An 18,222-nucleotide genomic window follows, 5' to 3' on the forward strand; every position below is an offset into this window, starting at 1 on the left:
GAGTTCTTTAACTGAATTGCTTTATAGCTAACGCCAGCCATACACAAGAATCCCCATACCGGTTAGCACAAACGCCGTGCCAATCAGGTCGAAATTGGATAGTGGCGATTTATCGACAATTCGCAGCCAGACTATGGCAGTTAACACGTAAATACCACCATAAGCTGCGTAGACCCGCCCGCTTTCCGCCGGATGAAGTGTTAACAAGTAAGCAAATAAGGCTAAGCTCACTGCCGCCGGAATGAGCAACCAAACCGAATGGCCCTCTTTGAGCCATAGGTAGGGTAAATAGCAACCAACAATTTCTGCAATTGCGGTTGCGATAAATAAGCCCAGTGTTTTCATTAAAAATAATGCACTCATTATCAGTTGTCCCTACAGGCTTCATCAGGATCTTCTAGTTCTACCGTTGTATGGCTTAAAGCATAGGGCGCAAGGACGTCATCGATGCGCTGTTTTAAATCGCTACGGGCCTCGATATCAAGGTTTTTAGATAACACCAAATGAACGGTTAATACATGCTCCTCGCCATCTAGTGACCAAAAATGCAGATGGTGTAGGTCAGCAACATGAGGTAGCTCCAGCAAAGTGTCAGCGACTTGTCTGTAGGTTTCTTTGTCCGGAGTTGCTTGTATGAAGAGTTTCAGCGTTGCCCACAGGTTGCGCAGCACATTCACTAAAATAAATAGAGTAAAACCAATCGACAGTAGCGGATCGAGAATTGGCCAATCCACAAACAGCAAAACAATACCAACGATAAGTACAGCGACCCAGCCGAGAACATCCTCCAGCAAGTGCCAGTTAATAACGCGTTCGTTTAACGTTTTGCCCTCTGACAATTTGTAAGCAGCAAATCCATTAACTGTAATGCCAACGACGGCTAAAGCAATCATGCCATCAGCGACGGGCATCTGAGGGTTCCAGAGTCTGGGAATTGCTTCCACAAGTACCCAGGCAGAGCCTGCGATTAACACAACGGCATTAATAAATGCACCGGCAAGATTCAGTCTTTTATAACCGTAGGTAAAGTGTTGGTTAGCCTGTTTTTTGCCAAGTTTATTTAGTATCCACGCGAGACCTAACGACAGGCTATCGCCAAGATCATGAACGGCATCAGCTAAAATGGCGGTACTGTTGGTAAGAAAACCACCAATGAACTCAATAATGGTAAAAACAAAGTTAAGCAGGAATGCCCAACCTAATCGGTTGGACGGCATGTCCTTTGAGTGATCATGGTTATGGTGATGTCCCATAATACGTTCCTCTTTTAATAAAAGGGGGCGACAATAACCGCCCCCTTAAATGCTATTGAACCCTAACGGCTCAGATCCTTAATTTTTTGTTTCGAAAACCAAGGATAGAGCACGGGTAAGATAACCAATGTCAGCAGAGTAGCTGATACCAAACCACCAACAATGACGGTAGCCAGTGGGCGTTGAATTTCAGCCCCTGCACCGGTTGCAAACAGCATGGGAATGAGTCCTAACGCTGAGGTTATTGCTGTCATTAATACCGGGCGTAGTCGCGACCACGCGCCATCAAACACGGCATCATTAACCGCATGCCCATCGGTTATTCTCTGGTTAATACTCTCGACCAGAACCACACCGTTTAGTACCGCCACACCAAACAGTGTGATGAAACCCACGGCGCTGGGCACCGATAAGTACTGTCCTGACACATAGAGTGCCACAATACCGCCGATGACTGCCAATGGTACATTCACCAAAATCAACATGGCTTGACCCATGGTGCCGAAAGCAAAATAAAGCAGCAGGGCGATGAGTGCCAGCGATATGGGAACGACAATGGACAAGCGCTCCTGTGCTCGTTGTTGACTTTCGAACTGGCCACCAATGTCGACTGAGTAACCGGTTGGTAAATCCACCTTCTCGTCAATCGCCTTCCTAATATCGGCAACCACGCTACCCATGTCACGACCCTGAACGTTCGATTGAATCACAACGCGACGCTGTACGTCATCACGACGGATTTGCGGTGGTCCTGATTCAATTGCGACGTGGGCGACTTCGCCTAAGGTTACCCAGGCCCCTGAGGGAGTTAACAGGCGTAACGAACGAATAGACTCCGGCGTATCGCGGAATTGCTTGGCCAGCCGCACGTAAATATCATAGCGCTCATTACCGCGAATGATCTGGCCTGCCGAAGCGCCACCCAAGCCATTGTCGACAACGCTCAGTACATCGGTGACATTTAAGCCGTAGCGTGAGAGTTGCTGGCGTTTCGGCGAAACCACGAGTTGTGCTTCACCTTTTATTTGCTCCATCGCTACAGCAACCGCCCCGTCAACTTGCTTGACGGCACCTTCTATTTCCTGGCCTTTACGGGCCAACACGTCAAGCTCGGGTCCAAATAGTTTGATGGCTAGCTGCGATTTTACACCTGAGAGCAGTTCATCAACCCGTGTTGCAATAGGTTGTGAAAAATTAAACAACAAGCCTGGGTGAGCATCTAGTTTTGCCTCCATTTTTTCTTGTAAGGCGTAGCGATCGGATGCCGTTGTCCATTCGGATTGCGGCTTAAGGCCCACATATATCTCGATGTTGCTGATAGGCTCTGGATCACCGCCCACTTCAGCTCGTCCAATGCGGCTGAGTGCGTAGGTGGTTTCCGGGAACGACATCAGGATTTTTTCAAGCTTCGGAGCCACCTCTAAGGCCGTTTCAAGGTTAGAGGAGGGGGCTAATGTCACGCGAATATTAATCGTGCCTTCTTCCAATTCGGGCGCAAATTCTGTGCCGAGACGAGGCACTAACACCAAAGCGCCGACAAACAGCACACCGGCCAGGGTAATAACAGCCTTTTTACTGCGTAACGCCACCGATAATAGTCTTTTATAACCATTATCTAGTGGTTTAAGCAGTTTATTTTCACGAGGCTTAATACCCCGACTGAAAAAGTAACTGGCTAATGCCGGTACAACCATGATGGCCACAAAAACCGCGGAGATAATGGCCAACATAATACTGATAGCCATGGGCTCAAATAATTTAGCTTCAACACCCTGAAAACTAAACAGTGGCATAAAGACCACCAAGATAATCATGGCGGCAAAGAATACCGGTCGTGCCACTTCGTTCGCCGCTTCCTTAACTCGCAGCTTGATACCATGGCTATCGAGTTTGGCTGCCTGAGGATCTGGGTCGCGGTGCTCTGTGCGTTGCTCGGCGTCGTCTTGGTGTTCACTATCCGGACGACTTAAGTGCTTAAAGATGTTTTCAACCATCACCACGGAGCCGTCGACCAGCATACCAATGGCAACAGCAATCCCGCCCAGCGACATCAGGTTAGCTGACATGCCCATCGCGGACATTACCATCAGGGCAATGGCGATAGAAACGGGAATGGACAGTAACACTAAAAAAGTAGCGCGTATGTTGAGCAAAAACAGTGCTAATACTGCGATAATAAAGACAAAGGCAATGAGCAGTGAATACGCGACCGTAGATACGGCTTTTTGTATTAAATCGGCCTGATCATAATACGGCTCAAAGGTGACACCCTCGGGTAATGCTTGCTGAATAAGCGGAATGCGCTTTTTAATACCGTCGATAGTGGCTTTGGTATTCGAGCCCATGCGTTTGAGCACAATACCCGATACCACTTCGCCCAGCTGGTTGACCTCGCCGTCGACTTTACGCGACATTGAGACCGCCCCCTGGCGAATTTCACTACCGATTTCGACGTCGGCAACCTGGCCCAGTGTTACGGAAACGCCGTCAACGGTTTTGAGCGGTATTTGTCGTATTTGTTGCAGGCCTTTTTTACCGCTATCCAACCAACCGGTGCCGCGAATAACCAACTGCTCCTGACCGCGGGGCATATACCAACCACCAACGTTACCGTTATTATTGTTGACCGCGCCCATTACGTCTTGCTGGGTAAGGTCGTAAGACAACAGCTTAGCGGGATTGAGGTTAACCTGATATTGCTTAACTTCGCCGCCAAAGGACAAGACTTCGGTAATTCCCTCAACGGGCATTAGTAGCAGTTTAACCACATAGTCGTTTAGACTGCGTAACTCCATACTGCTGACACCGGAGCCCGGTTCGGCAAGTAGCAGATACTGATAAACCTGGCCTAGGCCGGAGGAGTTAGGACCCATTTCGGGTGTACCTACGCCTTCGGGTATCAACTCCTTTGCCGCCTGCAGTCGTTCAAACACCAGTTGCCGGGCAAAGTAGATATCGACACTCTCGTCAAACACCACTGTAATGCCCGATAAACCTGTTTTTGAGATTGACCGAACCTCTTTGACGTCGGGCAGAGCATACATCACCGACTCTATCGGATAGGTAATCAGCTGCTCGACTTCGGTCGCTGCTAACCCGGGGGCCTCCGTATTTACCGTTACCTGAACGTTGGTAACATCGGGGAAGGCATCCAGATTAAGTTTGGGAATAACAAAAAATGACGCAATGCTGATGCTGAATAAAGCCAATACCAATAACAGGCGATTAGCGACAGCAAACTGAATAATGCGCTGAAACATACAACCTCCTGTTAGTGGTTATGTGGGTCAAAACCGCCTTTAGCGATTTGAGAGCGAACGAAAAACGCGCCGTTATCGACGTACTCTGTGCCTTCCTTAACGCCTCGAATGACTTTCCACGGACCTTTTTCATCAACCAATTCGACTTTCTTCGGTTCAAACTTTCCGGGTTCGTGCTCAATGAATATCTGCCAGTCACCATCAGATGCCCGCATTAAGGCTGAGTCCTTAACTGCAAGCACCGGTCCATCCGACTTGACTGAGAAATAAACATCCGCAAATAAACCAGGGTGTAATTGGTCCTTTTCGTTATTTACCGCAAGTCGTACCGTTCGGGTGCGGGTTTTATGGTCTATTGTGTGGCCTTCCTGAATGACTTTTGCCGCAAAGCGCTGATTGTCGACACTCACTGTAACAGGATCACCAAACTGCACATTAAGGTCAGCTGAGCCCGGTAGCCGAGCATTCACCCACAAGGTTTCTTCTTGCAGAACTTCAACCAAGTGGTTACCGGCATTGACTGGCTGACCCTGCTTGAAGTTATCGCTAACCACAATCCCGCCAATTTCTGAGGTCAGTTGGTATTCGCCGATAGGGTAGTCAGGTTTACTTAAACGCTTAATATCACTGGCTGACATACCAAATGCTTTGAGTTGCGCTTGCGCTGAGGTAAAGGCGTTTTTCGCTTCAACAAAGCGTTTTTCACCAACCGTTGACTCACCGAGTGACTGCACGCGTTGCCATTCGTTAAGTGTGACCAAATACTGACTTTGCGCCTCCGCCATGGTGGCGCTGAAGAGGGTTGCCAGTGGCTCACCTTTTTCGACGTGATCGCCAATACTGACAAAACGTTTGAGAACGGTCGAATCGATGCGCGGACTCACGATATAGCTATTAAAGTCGTTAGCAACCACCTCGCCCGGGGCATAAACCGGATATTCAATGACTTGAGTTTGCAAGGTTCGCGTGGTGATATCTGCCATGGATAGCTGCTTGCTGGATAGCTCCACGCCTGAGCTTTCCTTATGTTCACCTTGCTCGTGTTTGCCTTCTTCCTTGTGGGTATCTTCTTTTTCGTCGTGTCCGTGTTCATCCTGCGCCATAACCGAAAAGCTCAGCGCAAGTGCTATTGCTGCGTATAAAGGTTTTACTGACATCGTTTACTCTCCAATCTCTGCGTTTGTTTGCTGGCTTAACGGCGATAACGTCAGCGCTTTACTGAGTTCGCCCGAACGGTACAACCATTCAATGGCGGCCAACCGATATTGTGTTTGCAGCGCTATCCCTGCAAATTGGCTATCGAGCTGCTGTTGCACAGCGGTGAGGTAGTCGGTGGTGGATAGGTCACCGGCGAGCCAGGACTGTTCAATCACCTGCATCGACTCATCCTGCCGAGATTGAAAGTCTCTTTGCCAGCTTTGCCACTGTTTTTTCACAAAACGATAATTGTTAAGAGATGATTTCAGTGCTGCTTGCCATTGTTGCCTTAGTGCAATCAAACGTTTTTCTTCAGCAACAGCTTCGCTATTGGCTGCGCGTACCGCATCGCTGTAGTTATTGCGAATCTGTAGTGGAATGCTGAATGATAAGCCAACTACTGTTTCGTTATCGCTCTCGCCCGCTTCGACGCCTATGGTTGGGTTGGCGGTGGTTAACGAGCGTTTCCAGTCGACATCGGCGCGCTTTAATTGCCATTGCAGGTAAGCGGCTTTTAACGCTGGATGTTGTTGCCAACGAGTCGTTAACGCAGGTTCAACGTTAAATAGCTCCTCATTAATGGAGAGTTGACCGACATCAGACGTTGTTAGCAGAGCGTTTAACTCTGCTTCAGCGGATTGCAGTTGTTGATAAGCCGCTGCCGTTTGTTGCAGTTGCCGACTTAGTGCGAGTACCGTCAGTTGTTCGTCGACGGCACCTAAGTCACCGGCTTTACGTCGTTCGGCAACCAGGCTTATCGCCTGTTTAACGATTTTCTCTTGCTGCTTGGCCAGTGCGTAACGCTGTTTTGCATCCAGCCATTGCACATAGGCATTCAACAGAGTTTTAGCATGCGATGTCGCCGACTGGCGATAAATACTCACTGCCATAGCCGTCATGGCGTCACTCTGACTGGCTCGTGCTTCATTGCGAGTGCTCCAGTCCAGCGTTTGGCTTAGGCCAACAGTGTAATTATTGATGTCACCCTCGCGCTCTAAGCGTGACGATAAGCTAGGGTTGTACAAAGGCTGATTTAATTGCTTGCCCTGTTGAATGAGAGCTTCAGCCTGCTGTTGAGCTGCTTCAACACTGGGGTGTTGCTGAACAGTTTGTTGCCATCGCTCGGGCAACTGTTGTGCATTGGCGTAGCTTGAACTTATTGCCAGACTAACGGCAATAAACAAGCGTTTGCTATGTGTCGAAAACGGACCCATAGATAGACTCCTCAGTCATATTACTGCGTAAAATAATGATTTTTTTGCGCTGCTAAAGCAGCTTATTAGGCAGTTATGAGGAGATAGGAGGCCGGAACAGCGGCGATGATAGAGGGTTAGTGTAAAACTCAGTATACCCAGGACGTATTGTGCCCATTCGTGGTAAAGCGAGAGTTTTTTCAGCCTTCATAGCATATAAATGAAATGAACCATGGCAGTGACAGCAATGATGGCAGTCAAAGCTGACTTCGCCACTTTTAGGGAGGTTTCGCTTATCGATGTGCGATTCGTCATGCTCAAAATTGAGGTGTTGCTCAGAAGAGGACTGGTGAGATTGATGCACATCAGCAACCGCCTGACTGATTTGAGTCAGAACAGCAACAAGCACCAGTATTAAAAATCCGAGTCTAAGCATCATTACCTACAGTTCTAAATAAGCAGCTTAACGATACATTAATTAAAAATAGTTCTCAACTAGTGCATTCTGAATCGCCACTAGTTCACTAGACACTCAGTAGCCTAACGAAGCTCCGCTGGACAACCTTAAAAAATTGTGTAAGTACGTTGTGTAACCTCCGGAAATTTAGACGTCTCGGTTACAACTAACAGATTCTATTTCATCAATTTTATTAAGAACTGTACACGCAATAACTTTGCTTTGGCCAGTACAACTTGTTCTAATTGAAGTGAGTTGCTTCTCAAGATCTTGCAAAGAAGTAATTTGAGAGCGTATGTGCATTATGTGTTCATCAATCAGGGTATTAACGGCTGAGCAAGGTTGATGTGGATTGTCTTGATAATCTTGTAATCTGCGGGTTTCAGATAATGAAAGGCCTATAGCTCTGCAGCTACATACAAACTTAAGTCTTTTGTAATGTTTTTCAGTGTATACTCGATATCCGTTATAACTACGAGCTGGTAAAGGTAACAAACCCTTTTTTTCATAGAACCTTATTGTCTGGGTTTGAATTCCTAATAAGTCTGCTAGTTGACCAATACGCATAAGAAAATTTCCTATCTAGTTAAGTAATTTCTTGACCTTATAGTAACTTTATAGTTTTTAATTGTGAAACTATATATTTAAGGTAAGTAATACGATGGCTAGTTCCTTTGATACGGTTCGAACAAATGGCGACTCAAAAAATGCCTACGAAGAGTCAGGTAAACGGCTCATCGTTTACTCTGTAGCAAAAATGGATTGCCCATCAGAAGAACGAATGATTCGCTTGGCACTGAATGGGTTTGAGGAAATTCATTCATTATCCTTCGACTTGTCAAACCGTCGGCTGAAGGTATTACATGATGGTGAGACAGCCTTTATTACTTCTAAATTAGAGACTCTAGGTTTGGGTGCCTCGCTTGAAAGAGACACTGCTGCGGACTCCGAGGCAATCAAAGCTGAGGAGTTTTCGGCAAGTTCGGATAAGCAGGAGTCCCGCACCTTGTGTTGGTTGCTCACCATCAATACTCTTCTGTTCTTGGTGGAAATGACTGCCGGACTGCTTTGGCAGTCTGCTGGTTTGATTGGGGAATCTTTAGATAATTTTGCCGATGCGGCAGTTTACGGGCTTTCGCTTTATGCCGTAGCGCGTAGTGTTAATATGCAAATACGTGCTGCGCACCTAGCTGGCGTACTACAACTGGTTTTGGCTCTGGGTGTACTTGCAGAAGTTGTGAGACGCTTCGTATTCGGGAGTGAACCTGAGTCACTTGCGATGATGGGGATTGCATTTGTCGCGTTGATTGGCAATACCATCTGTCTTCTACTTATCTCCAAACATAGAGGAGGTGGTGCGCATATGAAAGCAAGTTGGATTTTTTCAGCTAATGATGTAGTGATTAACCTTGGCGTAATCATCGCTGGCATCCTCGTTGCGTTGACCGGGTCGAATTACCCAGATCTTATTATAGGTAGCATAGCAGGTTTAATCGTGCTTAACGGGTCAAGACGCATTTTTGCACTGAAGGGGAACTGAATGTCCTGCGTTGATAAAGGATTTTCGCCCTATATTTCTCTGTTAATTTCTGGTTTAACTGTAGTCTTTGACCAAGTGATCAAGTGGCAGACGCAGCAATCAATAGCTTACGGTGATTCGATTTCATTGACCCCTTTTTTCAATTGGGTACACACTTGGAACACTGGTGCGGCATTTGGCCTGCTTTCAAATGGTGGAGGTTGGCAGCGCTATTTTTTTATTGGGGTTGCTCTGCTAATGTCTGTGGCTTTAACGAGGTTGATCTTTAATAAAGTAAGTAAACGGGATGGCATTAGCTACGGGCTGATTCTTGGGGGGGCGGTTGGGAACCTCATTGACCGACTGTTTCGTGGCTATGTTGTCGACTCCTTTCATCTAGGTTGGCAAACGTGGCAATTGCCAGTTTTTAATATTGCCGATATTGCAATTACCCTAGGAGTTATCCTATTACTGTTAAGCAACTTGCAGGTCTCAATGATACCGAATCTACCGGGTTCTAAGTAAATAGTAAGTATAATAATTAATATGGCCGAGCTTATTTTGGATGGATTAGGAATTTATATTGAGTAGGGTAATTGAATGAAAATATCTTGGTTTTTAATACTGACTGTGCTCATTCATAGCTCTTTTGCCTGTGCTCCTGTGGCTGGTACTTTCAGTCAGTCTTCAATAAAGAGTGCAGGAGTTGCGTATGACTTAGTCTTAGAAATTGAGCGTGAAAATCAAGACTTAAATAAATCAATATATGATAGTAAACAACAAACACAACCTCATATTAGTTGCATTACTGGTTATAACCTCTTAATTTCAGCCGTGCCTGTTATTTTGGCACCCAACTCAAACTCGGTAGGTTTTGACCAAAGCCTGACTCACCAACCCCCTGTACCTCCACCAAACGCGTAACCGTTAACTTAGACTTTTTAAAACCTATAAGTTAATGGAGAAGCAACATGAAGTATTTATACTTCGTGGCAGCCTTTTGCTTAGGCGCGCTAGTGCCTGCGGCGACGGCTGCTACGACAGATTTAACGCTGAAAGAGGCGTTACAAAAAACGCTCAAGAATAACCCTGAGTTACTGGAATATGATTATAAAATACGAGCTGCAGGAGCACTGATAGAGCAGGCTGAGTTTTCAGCGAACCCAAGGGTATCTGCGGAAATAGAAAACTTTGCCGGCTCAGGACGGCTAGAAGGTATCAGTAACTCACAATTGACCGTATCCTTTTCTCAGCTCATAGAGTTAGGGGACAAACGGCAGTTACGAGTTAAAGCTGCAACCGAAAAAGAGAAAGCTCAGCGAGCAGAGTTTGAGTATCGTCAAATTGAGGTTTTGGCAGAAACCACACAGCGTTTCTATGACATTTTAAAACTTCAGCAAGTCGCGCATACCAGCGAGCGTCAAATTCAGCGAACTGAGCGACTGATAAAAGTGGCACAGGAGCGTGTAGAAGCTGGCGCGGTGCCTAAATCCGAGGTTATTCGCATTAAATTACAGTTAGAGCGCCAATACGCTTTCTCTGACGAGTTGAACGGTAAACTGAAAAAGCAACAAGCTGAACTGGCTTCAATGTGGGCAGGCGAGCTCAACTTTAAGCGGGTCTCTGGAGACTTTACTTTTCCGCTAAGCCTCCCGGAAAAAGCCAACGTGTTATCGGCTGTTAATCGGGCGCCGGAGTATTTGCGTTTACTGGACTCTGAGCAACTTCTACAAGCGCAAGCCAGAGCGTTAGCAGCGGACTCAAAGTCGGATATTACCGTTGGTGTCGGGGCTCGCTACAATAATGAGTTCGATGATGTAGGTTTAATCGTCCAGGCATCGATGCCATTGCAGTTCACTGACCCTAACGTCGGTCGCATAAAACAAAGCCGATTACTGCATCAGTCTAACCTGGCGCAGCAAAAACAGGTTCGGCAGCAACTAAAATCACTGGCTTTATCGCTAGTGCACAGTTTGCAAACTCACCAAAGTTATCTGCAAAAGATAAATCAGCGACTGATGCCATTATCTGAGCAATTACTTGAACAGACTCAACAGGGTTACGCACGCGGAACGCATTCTTTGTTGCAAGTGTTAGACGCGCAAACGGAGTTAGCCAAACTCGAGTACGAAAAAGTTTCTCGGAAACATGCGATTTACAGCGACATCATCGAATTAGAGCGCATGACCGGACAGCCGTTTTTAGGAGTACAACAATGAAACTCAACACATTGATTACAATTATCTGCATTGCCAGTTTTTCACTGCCCGTATTGGCTTATGAGGAAAAACACGCAGAGCATGAAGTACCCCATACCAATTTAAGTGATGCAGCAATAGAAAACGCGAAATTAACGTTGGCAACAGCGAGCGCTCAAAGCATTCGAGTAAAGCAAACAATTTTCGGTGTAATAGCCCCCAATAATAACAATATTGTGCATATCGGAGCGAAGTACAAAGGTATTGTTACGTCACTAAAGGCCAATATCGGCGATGCCATAAAAGCCGGGCAAACTCTGGCTGTTGTTGAGAATGTTACGACAGGCACGGCATTTGAAGTCATCAGCCCAATTAGCGGAGAGGTAACTGCACGTTTTACCAATGTTGGTGAAGTGGTTGAGCAAAAGCCATTATTTGAAGTCCTGGATCCATCATCGGTCTGGGTAGAGCTTTCAGCGTTCCCGGAGAACATTGAGTCGTTAGCAGAAGAGCAAACGACCTATGTGTACGACTTGCATCATCATAAAACCGTCGAAGGAACTGTGTCTTATATCTCGCCACAAATGACTGGCGGACATATTGCACGCGCACGTATCGAGTTGCCCAATCAGTCGGGGCATTGGCGACCGGGAATGCACGTAAAAGCGGATGTCGTTACAGACAGCTTTAACGCGAGCTTGGCGATAAACAATGATGCTGTTCAACGTTTAGACGATAACCCCGTTGTTTTTATTAAAGAGGGTAATCGTTTCGAAGCCAGGGAAGTTGAGTTAGGCCGAACTGACGGTGAATACACCGAGGTGTTATCGGGTATTGAGAATGGCGAAAGTTATGTCGTTGAAAACAGCTACTTGATAAAGGCTGACATTCTAAAACAAGGCGCAGGCCACAGCGATTAGGGAGAGTAAACAATGATAGATGCACTCATTCGCTTTGCGGTTGAGCGTCGATGGCTGGTGCTTGCCGCAACTTTGTTAGTAGCAGCTGCGGGCGTTTATAGCACATTAAAGCTACCCATCGATGCTGTGCCGGATATTACCAATGTTCAGGTACAGATAAATTCAGAAGCGCCAGGCTATTCGCCATTAGAAACCGAACAACGTATTTCTTATCCGGTGGAAACCGCGATGGCAGGTTTACCAAAGCTGGACTACACCCGCTCGATCTCACGCTATGGGTTGTCGCAAGTTACCGTGGTGTTTGAAGAGGGCACCGATATTTACTGGGCTAGACAGCAAATCAGTGAGCGATTGCAAAAGGTAAGGGGAGAAGTACCCGACGGTATCGAGCCGACGATGGGGCCAATAGCCTCCGGCCTTGGTGAAATTGTTAATTATGTAGTACGCGCGAAAGAGGGGGCTACCAATGCCGATGGCGAGGCGTATACGCCCGAGCAGTTGCGTACCATCCAGGATTGGATCATTAAGCCGCAACTGGTCAAGGTGCCCGGTGTTACCGAGATTAATAGTGTGGGGGGTTATGAAAAGCAATACCAGGTGGCTCCCATCCCCGGTCGTATGCTGGCCTATAAAGTGACCATGCAGGACCTTTTGGCAGCATTGGATCTTAACAATAGAAACGCTGGTGCCGGTTATATCGAGAAAAATGGTGAGCAATGGTTGGTGCGTTCGCCTGGACAGCTTAAGACACTTGATGATATTCGTGGTGTGGTCGTGACAAAACGTGATGATGCACCGGTGCGCGTGAGTGACGTGGCTGAGGTCAAACTGGGAGAACAATTACGCACTGGCGCTTCAACCTCGGGCGAGAGCGAGGTGGTATTGGGCACGGCCATGATGCTTATTGGCGAAAACAGTCGCATCGTTGCACAGAATGTCGCCAATAAAATTGAGGAGGTGCAACGAAGCTTGCCAGACGGGGTGGTGATTGAAACGGTGTATAACCGTACTTCTCTCGTTGATAAAACTATTGCAACGGTCGAGAAAAACCTGTTTGAAGGTGCGGTGCTGGTTATTGTGGTGCTTTTCATTCTGCTTGGAAATGTCCGTGCAGCACTGATTACGGCGTGCGTTATTCCCTTGAGTATGCTGTTTGCGGTAAGCGGCATGGTCGCCAACAAGGTGTCTGGTAATTTAATGAGCCTGGGCGCAATTGATTTTGGTATTATCGTCGATGGTGCGGTCATTGTGGTTGAAAACGCTTTGCGACGGCTTGGAATTGCACAGCAACGCTTAGGCCGGGTACTTACCACTAAAGAGCGCTTAATTGAAGTAACCCATAGTACTCGTGAGGTATTTAACCCTGCGGTATTTGGTGTGCTTATCATTATGCTGGTGTACTTGCCCATATTTGCGTTAAGTGGTGTTGAAGGCAAAATGTTTCATCCCATGGCGTTTACTGTCGTAGCCGCGCTTTTAGGGGCTCTGATTTTCAGCGTTACCTTTGTACCCGCTGCTATTGCAATATTTGTCCGTGGCAATATTAAGCACGGTGAAAACCGAATAATGCGAGCCGCCCGCAAAGTGTATCAGCCGGTTTTACGGCAAACACTGAAGCTTCCAGTTGTCATTATTTTGCTTGGCTTTGGGCTGTTTGCGGTATCAATGTTTCAGGCGAGTCGCATGGGAACTGAGTTTTTGCCACAGCTTGATGAAGGCGATATTGCCATGCAAGCCTTGCGCATTCCGGGGACTGGCTTGCAGCAATCTATAGCAATGCAAAAAGATGTCGAGTCTGTGGTGTCACGCTTTGACGAAGTTAAACTGGTATTCTCAAAAATTGGTACCCCGGATGTTGCGACCGACCCTATGCCACCGAGCGTCGCTGATACCATTATTATTTTAAAGGAGCGTGAGGACTGGCTAAACCCAGAAAAAACCAAAGAGCAACTGGTTGCTGAAATACGAACTGCTGTGCAAGAGCTTCCCGGTAATAAGTACGAGTTCACTCAACCGATTGAAATGCGGTTTAACGAACTTATTGCAGGCGTTCGAGCTGACTTGGGGGTTCGTATTTATGGCGATGACTTGCAAACGCTTAAACGGTTAGGCGACTCAGCCGCCGCAGTCATTCGCACCGTTAATGGCGCTGCTGATGTTCGGGTTGAACAAATGACGGGTTTATCGACACTCTCAGTGATACCTAAGCGTGATCATTTAGCGTTATTAGGCCTAACAGTCGCTGATGTACAGCGAGCAGTTCAAGCTGCGGTTGGTGGAGTTCAGTCAGGGATTATTTACGAGGGGGATAAACGCTTCAAGCTAATGGTACGTCTCGACAAAGAATGGCGTAAGAGCATTGAACAGCTTAAATCACTGCCTATTGATCTGCCTGCCGGCAACCCTGAGCTGCGCTATGTGCCGTTGGGAGAGGTCGCCGAATTGAGTTTGGAAAGTGGACCGAACCAAATTAACCGAGAAAGCAGCAAACGCAATGTTATTGTGAGTGCGAATGTTGAAGATCGTGATTTGGGCTCTTTTGTGGCAGATGTTCAGGATGCGCTAACGACTGAGGTTGATTTGCCAGCAGGTTATTGGGTTAACTACGACGGTACCTTTGAACAGCTGCAATCAGCTTCCCAACGGTTGAGTTTGGTTGTGCCATTAGCGCTGCTATTAATTATTGGCCTGCTATACAGTGCGTTTAATTCGCTGAGCAGTGCACTCGTCATATTCACAGGCGTTCCCTTAGGGCTGACCGGCGGGATATTCGCATTAGCGCTGCGTGATATGCCGCTATCAATTTCCGCTGCAGTCGGCTTCATTGCACTGTCGGGCGTGGCGGTTTTGAACGGCGTGGTCATGCTGACATTCATACGGCAACTGCTGCGCGACGGACTGCCATTGAAAGATGCGGTGTTTGAAGGCGCGCAACAGCGGTTAAGACCTGTACTGATGACTGCTCTCGTAGCTAGCCTGGGCTTTGTCCCTATGGCACTTAATACCGGTGTCGGCGCTGAGGTACAGCGACCACTGGCTACTGTGGTAATCGGCGGCATTGTCTCGTCGACATTATTGACTTTGGTGGTGCTGCCAGCGCTTTACTACTTAGTGCAGCGCTTCAATGGAACTGCAAAAGCCTAAGTGGAGGCCTTAGCTAATTGCAAAGCACGCCCCGACTTGGGCGTGCTTTTTTATTGCTATATCGATGAGGAAGGTAAGAAGTTTTTGGCGACTCAGTGCTTAGAGTTGTGTCGTTCAGGTAATACTGATGTGTAATATTCTTAAATATATATTATGCCGAGTGAGCCTCAATTGCTAATGTTCCCAAATTGCAATAACGGGAACAAGCAAACCCACTAAAAACGGGCTATTTCCCCCTTTATACCCTCTTAAGTACTCAAAATCACGTTTTACAGCAAAAAAGGAACTCGATCATGGCCGAAGTACAAGCGGTTAAAGATCTGGATACCGTGAAGCTGATTAGCTACCTTCTCAAACGAACTTATGGTCAGCAAATTGCTGATGTTTGGGATGTTGGCTTAAACCTGGCGTTACGGATCTCGGATCTGCTATCCATCAAGTTTGAAAATATACACGATGAGCGTCTGACCTTGGTTGAGGGAAAGACGTCAAAACAAGCGACTATTAAATTGAACGACAAAGCACGGTCTATTATTGGTCGCATTAAAGAAGAGCATCCCGAGCATATCTACCTGTTTCAGTCTTACCGGAACCAATGGTCCAAAGGTTTGGACGAGGCCCCGATTAGCCGCCGTTACGTTTCGCGGGCGTTCGCGGCGATAGGGGAGGAGGTTGGCATTAAACTGGGTACTCACTCAATGCGGAAGACACGTGGTTATCATCTTTACAAAAACACTAATGACATCGCCAGGGTAATGAAGATGCTTCGTCATAGCTCTGAAGCTGTGACGCTGCGTTATATTGGCATTACTCAGGAAGATGTTGACCGTGACTTTGCTGAGCTTGAACTATAGGGCCTAACGGCCCTTATTATTTTTGTGTGATCTAAAACTAACTGTACTGTAACCTCAACTAAAACGATAAGTACGCTTAAGTGTTTAGGTTGGTAACTACGACTAAGGAATTGAGAATGGCAATTTATAGGTGGGGAGGAGCATTTGATAATTTAACGCTCTCGCATTCAATGGTTGAAAATATGGCTAACCGCTTAGAGCAATCCTTTGTTGACCGAACCGCTTTAAATAGCTTAGCGCGAGTCGTCGAGGGTGATATTCAATCATTTGATGATTTGCTAGCAGCTGAGCGAGCAATCAGGGCTTTTTGTTTTCACCAAACGACTCATGAGATTGCTCCTTGCGCGTCTCTTAAAACTATTTTCGAAAATGGCAATTCATTTGAGCAAAGTATCTATCCCAGTACACTCAACCGTCATTGCCTTCAAAGCATTCTTGATGAATGCGGATTTCATGTGCATATAGCGCCAATTGATCAATTAATTGCTTTCGAAAACGAAAGCCTGGAGGAGCGCTTTGTACGACGACAGAATGAAAAAAGCCAAGAGGAAAGTGAGTTTGCCAGGAAATTGCGAGAGTTGGGGCATAATGAACCCGTTTTTGAACTCGATTTTCAAAGACTTCCTCTTATCAAGGTAGCCGAGCATTCGGACGAGTATTTCGAAGATGTTGCACTTACAACAGATAAACAAATAAATAGCTATTTAGTTCCTTTATCTGCAAGTGGGAGAACCGCTTACTTAGGGAATAGGGCTCTTGCTTCGTCATTTGATCGGCTGAAGAATTATAATGGTGATCAGTTTTTCAAAACCATAGACGATTCGTGGGTGGACTGGGCTACGAAAATGGAGCGAGTTATCGATATACCAGTTCCTCCCTTATTGGCGATTGTACTTGATAGAAGTGGCGCTAGAAGTGAAATTCCAGCCAAAATAAAAGAGTTAAGAGCAGAGTTAAGCTATTCCAGCAACCAACTGTGGGAGCTTTTTGATGATGCAGAGTTCCGTCTGGACAGTGAGGCTGTTAGCTATAGAGTTTTGGACGATATTCAATCAGAGGCAAGTAAGCTGTTTGACTCTTGGAAAAAAAGAGGCCGATTTGAGATGCCCTTCAGGTTTAATTTGCTTGGACGCATTTTTCAACAAGATGCCCTTGGGCTTTTAAAAGACGTGAGCTTCGATGCTTTTTCGAGTGACTTAGCCAAGAGTGCAATAAGTGTCGATGCAGCGCAGGTAACTCGACAAAACCTAGCCAGCGTAAACTTTTCGGCCTTAGCAAAAAAGCACTTTAACGATCGAGAACAGACGAAATTGAGTCAGGTTACATTGAGTTAGTACTTAAGATTTTTATGTCTATCTGGTTAATAAGTGAGAGCAAAATAAATCAAACCTATATCACCTAATGGCAGTTACGGCTGCAGTTAATTAACTGTCAATTAGGAGAACATGTATGTCGAACGTAACGGTCGTATACACCAAGTCAGAGCTAGAGCGTGCTATTGAAAGGCAAGACAAAACCATAGCTGTAAAAAGCGCGTCACTGGCTGATGACGTGAAAACATTGAAATCAGCATCGTCCGGTGCCTTTGCGTTGGCTGTTGGTTCAGCTGGGGTTTTTGCTACCAACTTCTGGAATCCGCTGGGGTGGGGCTCAGGTATTATCGGAACCTTATCTACTGGCTCACTGATCACGGCCATTGTGGCGATAGGGCTCAGCACAACGTTGCTGTTTGCTATTTACAACGACTACTCGATAAAGGGGCGAACGTCGATTCGACTGGCTGGTGGTAATAGCATCGATGCTGACCTGGTTATGGAAAGGGACTAGGTATGGGTAGCATGAAGCGAAACATTATCGCTGTTAAAACGCGTCCTGGTGAGGTTCGTTTTGTTGCTGTTGCATCAATAGAGCGTGTGGAGGCGTTTGGTAATTATGTGAAGATTTACTTTGGCAACGAGCGAGTTCTGCATCGAGCAACGCTATCGGATATGGAAGAAATACTGGATGATAGATTCATTCGCATCCACAGAAGCCATATTGTAAAACGTGATCATTTGCGAAAGCTGCTGTCAGAGCTGGGTCGGTACCAGGAAGTCGAACTGGCTGACGAAACAGTGCTTCCACTTGGCGGCAACTATAAGCGCCAGCTAATGCTTGAGCTTGGATTTTAAGGGATAGGCTCAGGGTAAAGTCACCCTGGGCTTATTTTTTCTCATGAAAATTTTTT

17 protein-coding genes are annotated in these 18,222 nt (G+C 46.5%); 11 read left to right on the plus strand and 6 right to left on the minus strand.

Annotated elements, in window-relative coordinates:
* Positions 1–27: 27 nt before the first annotated feature.
* The 5 genes from U0358_RS03630 to U0358_RS03650 form a co-directional block, all read right to left on the minus strand.
* Positions 28–363 carry a YnfA family protein gene (locus U0358_RS03630; protein WP_011234879.1) on the minus strand — a complete coding sequence of 112 codons (336 nt, stop codon included), beginning with the start codon at positions 361–363 and terminating at the stop codon, positions 28–30.
* A gap of 2 nt (positions 364–365) precedes the next feature.
* Positions 366–1,253, minus strand: a complete 888-nt coding sequence (locus U0358_RS03635; RefSeq protein ID WP_011234878.1) for a cation diffusion facilitator family transporter — start codon at positions 1,251–1,253, stop codon at positions 366–368.
* A 62-nt stretch (positions 1,254–1,315) separates the two neighbouring features.
* Positions 1,316–4,513 (minus strand): efflux RND transporter permease subunit, encoded by a 3,198-nt coding sequence (locus U0358_RS03640; protein WP_126819914.1) that lies wholly within the window; start codon positions 4,511–4,513, stop codon positions 1,316–1,318.
* 11 nt (positions 4,514–4,524) lie between these two features.
* A complete protein-coding gene (locus tag U0358_RS03645) occupies positions 4,525–5,670 on the minus strand; it encodes an efflux RND transporter periplasmic adaptor subunit (protein ID WP_322407111.1) in 1,146 nt (381 codons plus the stop codon).
* A 3-nt stretch (positions 5,671–5,673) separates the two neighbouring features.
* Positions 5,674–6,924, minus strand: a complete 1,251-nt coding sequence (locus U0358_RS03650) for a TolC family protein (protein ID WP_322407112.1) — start codon at positions 6,922–6,924, stop codon at positions 5,674–5,676.
* A 211-nt stretch (positions 6,925–7,135) separates the two neighbouring features.
* On the opposite strand from U0358_RS03650, the gene U0358_RS03655 reads away from it, so the two are divergent.
* Positions 7,136–7,321 carry a hypothetical protein gene (locus tag U0358_RS03655; RefSeq protein WP_271331981.1) on the plus strand — a complete coding sequence of 62 codons (186 nt, stop codon included), beginning with the start codon at positions 7,136–7,138 and terminating at the stop codon, positions 7,319–7,321.
* A gap of 186 nt (positions 7,322–7,507) precedes the next feature.
* Here U0358_RS03655 and cadR read toward each other — a convergent pair whose 3' ends face one another.
* Positions 7,508–7,927, minus strand: coding sequence for a Cd(II)/Pb(II)-responsive transcriptional regulator (cadR, locus tag U0358_RS03660; protein WP_011234874.1), 420 nt, complete (start codon positions 7,925–7,927; stop codon positions 7,508–7,510).
* Positions 7,928–8,021: 94 nt separating this feature from the next.
* On the opposite strand from cadR, the gene U0358_RS03665 reads away from it, so the two are divergent.
* From U0358_RS03665 to U0358_RS03710, 10 genes are all read left to right on the plus strand, one after another.
* Positions 8,022–8,900 (plus strand): cation efflux transmembrane domain-containing protein, encoded by an 879-nt coding sequence (locus tag U0358_RS03665; protein WP_034818152.1) that lies wholly within the window; start codon positions 8,022–8,024, stop codon positions 8,898–8,900.
* Positions 8,901–9,404: a signal peptidase II gene (lspA, locus tag U0358_RS03670; protein ID WP_126785278.1), complete on the plus strand. Its 504-nt coding sequence runs from the start codon at positions 8,901–8,903 to the stop codon at positions 9,402–9,404.
* Positions 9,405–9,479: 75 nt separating this feature from the next.
* Positions 9,480–9,803 (plus strand): hypothetical protein, encoded by a 324-nt coding sequence (locus U0358_RS03675; protein WP_006955685.1) that lies wholly within the window; start codon positions 9,480–9,482, stop codon positions 9,801–9,803.
* Between the two features lie 47 nt (positions 9,804–9,850).
* Positions 9,851–11,098, plus strand: coding sequence for a TolC family protein (locus U0358_RS03680; protein WP_322407113.1), 1,248 nt, complete (start codon positions 9,851–9,853; stop codon positions 11,096–11,098).
* Positions 11,095–11,997, plus strand: a complete 903-nt coding sequence (locus U0358_RS03685; protein ID WP_322407114.1) for an efflux RND transporter periplasmic adaptor subunit — start codon at positions 11,095–11,097, stop codon at positions 11,995–11,997. Before U0358_RS03680 ends, U0358_RS03685 begins: the two co-directional genes overlap by 4 nt.
* Positions 11,998–12,009: 12 nt before the next feature.
* A complete protein-coding gene (locus U0358_RS03690; RefSeq protein WP_322407115.1) occupies positions 12,010–15,141 on the plus strand; it encodes an efflux RND transporter permease subunit in 3,132 nt (1,043 codons plus the stop codon).
* Positions 15,142–15,434: 293 nt separating this feature from the next.
* The gene (locus U0358_RS03695) at positions 15,435–15,995 is read left to right on the plus strand and encodes a tyrosine-type recombinase/integrase (RefSeq protein ID WP_011234868.1); all 561 of its coding nucleotides are present in this window, start codon (positions 15,435–15,437) and stop codon (positions 15,993–15,995) included.
* 116 nt (positions 15,996–16,111) lie between these two features.
* Positions 16,112–17,329: a hypothetical protein gene (locus tag U0358_RS03700; protein WP_322407116.1), complete on the plus strand. Its 1,218-nt coding sequence runs from the start codon at positions 16,112–16,114 to the stop codon at positions 17,327–17,329.
* A gap of 115 nt (positions 17,330–17,444) precedes the next feature.
* The gene (locus U0358_RS03705; RefSeq protein WP_034821469.1) at positions 17,445–17,822 is read left to right on the plus strand and encodes a PM1101 family membrane protein; all 378 of its coding nucleotides are present in this window, start codon (positions 17,445–17,447) and stop codon (positions 17,820–17,822) included.
* An 11-nt stretch (positions 17,823–17,833) separates the two neighbouring features.
* Entirely contained in the window at positions 17,834–18,166 is a 333-nt protein-coding gene (locus U0358_RS03710) for a LytR/AlgR family response regulator transcription factor (protein WP_322407117.1), read from the plus strand.
* The last annotated feature ends 56 nt before the right edge of the window (positions 18,167–18,222 follow it).

This window comes from Idiomarina sp. PL1-037 (genome assembly GCF_034422975.1).
Taxonomy (GTDB): Bacteria; Pseudomonadota; Gammaproteobacteria; order Enterobacterales; family Alteromonadaceae; genus Idiomarina.

Excerpts from the sequence above, each read along its gene's own strand:
- U0358_RS03630 (WP_011234879.1), bottom strand. The coding sequence starts at position 363 with ATGAGTGCATTATTTTTAATGAAAACACTGGGCTTATTTATCGCAACC.
- U0358_RS03635 (WP_011234878.1), bottom strand. The coding sequence starts at position 1,253 with ATGGGACATCACCATAACCATGATCACTCAAAGGACATGCCGTCCAAC.
- U0358_RS03640 (WP_126819914.1), bottom strand. The coding sequence starts at position 4,513 with ATGTTTCAGCGCATTATTCAGTTTGCTGTCGCTAATCGCCTGTTATTG.
- U0358_RS03645 (WP_322407111.1), bottom strand. The coding sequence starts at position 5,670 with ATGTCAGTAAAACCTTTATACGCAGCAATAGCACTTGCGCTGAGCTTT.
- U0358_RS03650 (WP_322407112.1), bottom strand. The coding sequence starts at position 6,924 with ATGGGTCCGTTTTCGACACATAGCAAACGCTTGTTTATTGCCGTTAGT.
- U0358_RS03655 (WP_271331981.1), top strand. The coding sequence starts at position 7,136 with ATGGCAGTGACAGCAATGATGGCAGTCAAAGCTGACTTCGCCACTTTT.
- cadR (WP_011234874.1), bottom strand. The coding sequence starts at position 7,927 with ATGCGTATTGGTCAACTAGCAGACTTATTAGGAATTCAAACCCAGACA.
- U0358_RS03665 (WP_034818152.1), top strand. The coding sequence starts at position 8,022 with ATGGCTAGTTCCTTTGATACGGTTCGAACAAATGGCGACTCAAAAAAT.
- lspA (WP_126785278.1), top strand. The coding sequence starts at position 8,901 with ATGTCCTGCGTTGATAAAGGATTTTCGCCCTATATTTCTCTGTTAATT.
- U0358_RS03675 (WP_006955685.1), top strand. The coding sequence starts at position 9,480 with ATGAAAATATCTTGGTTTTTAATACTGACTGTGCTCATTCATAGCTCT.
- U0358_RS03680 (WP_322407113.1), top strand. The coding sequence starts at position 9,851 with ATGAAGTATTTATACTTCGTGGCAGCCTTTTGCTTAGGCGCGCTAGTG.
- U0358_RS03685 (WP_322407114.1), top strand. The coding sequence starts at position 11,095 with ATGAAACTCAACACATTGATTACAATTATCTGCATTGCCAGTTTTTCA.
- U0358_RS03690 (WP_322407115.1), top strand. The coding sequence starts at position 12,010 with ATGATAGATGCACTCATTCGCTTTGCGGTTGAGCGTCGATGGCTGGTG.
- U0358_RS03695 (WP_011234868.1), top strand. The coding sequence starts at position 15,435 with ATGGCCGAAGTACAAGCGGTTAAAGATCTGGATACCGTGAAGCTGATT.
- U0358_RS03700 (WP_322407116.1), top strand. The coding sequence starts at position 16,112 with ATGGCAATTTATAGGTGGGGAGGAGCATTTGATAATTTAACGCTCTCG.
- U0358_RS03705 (WP_034821469.1), top strand. The coding sequence starts at position 17,445 with ATGTCGAACGTAACGGTCGTATACACCAAGTCAGAGCTAGAGCGTGCT.
- U0358_RS03710 (WP_322407117.1), top strand. The coding sequence starts at position 17,834 with ATGAAGCGAAACATTATCGCTGTTAAAACGCGTCCTGGTGAGGTTCGT.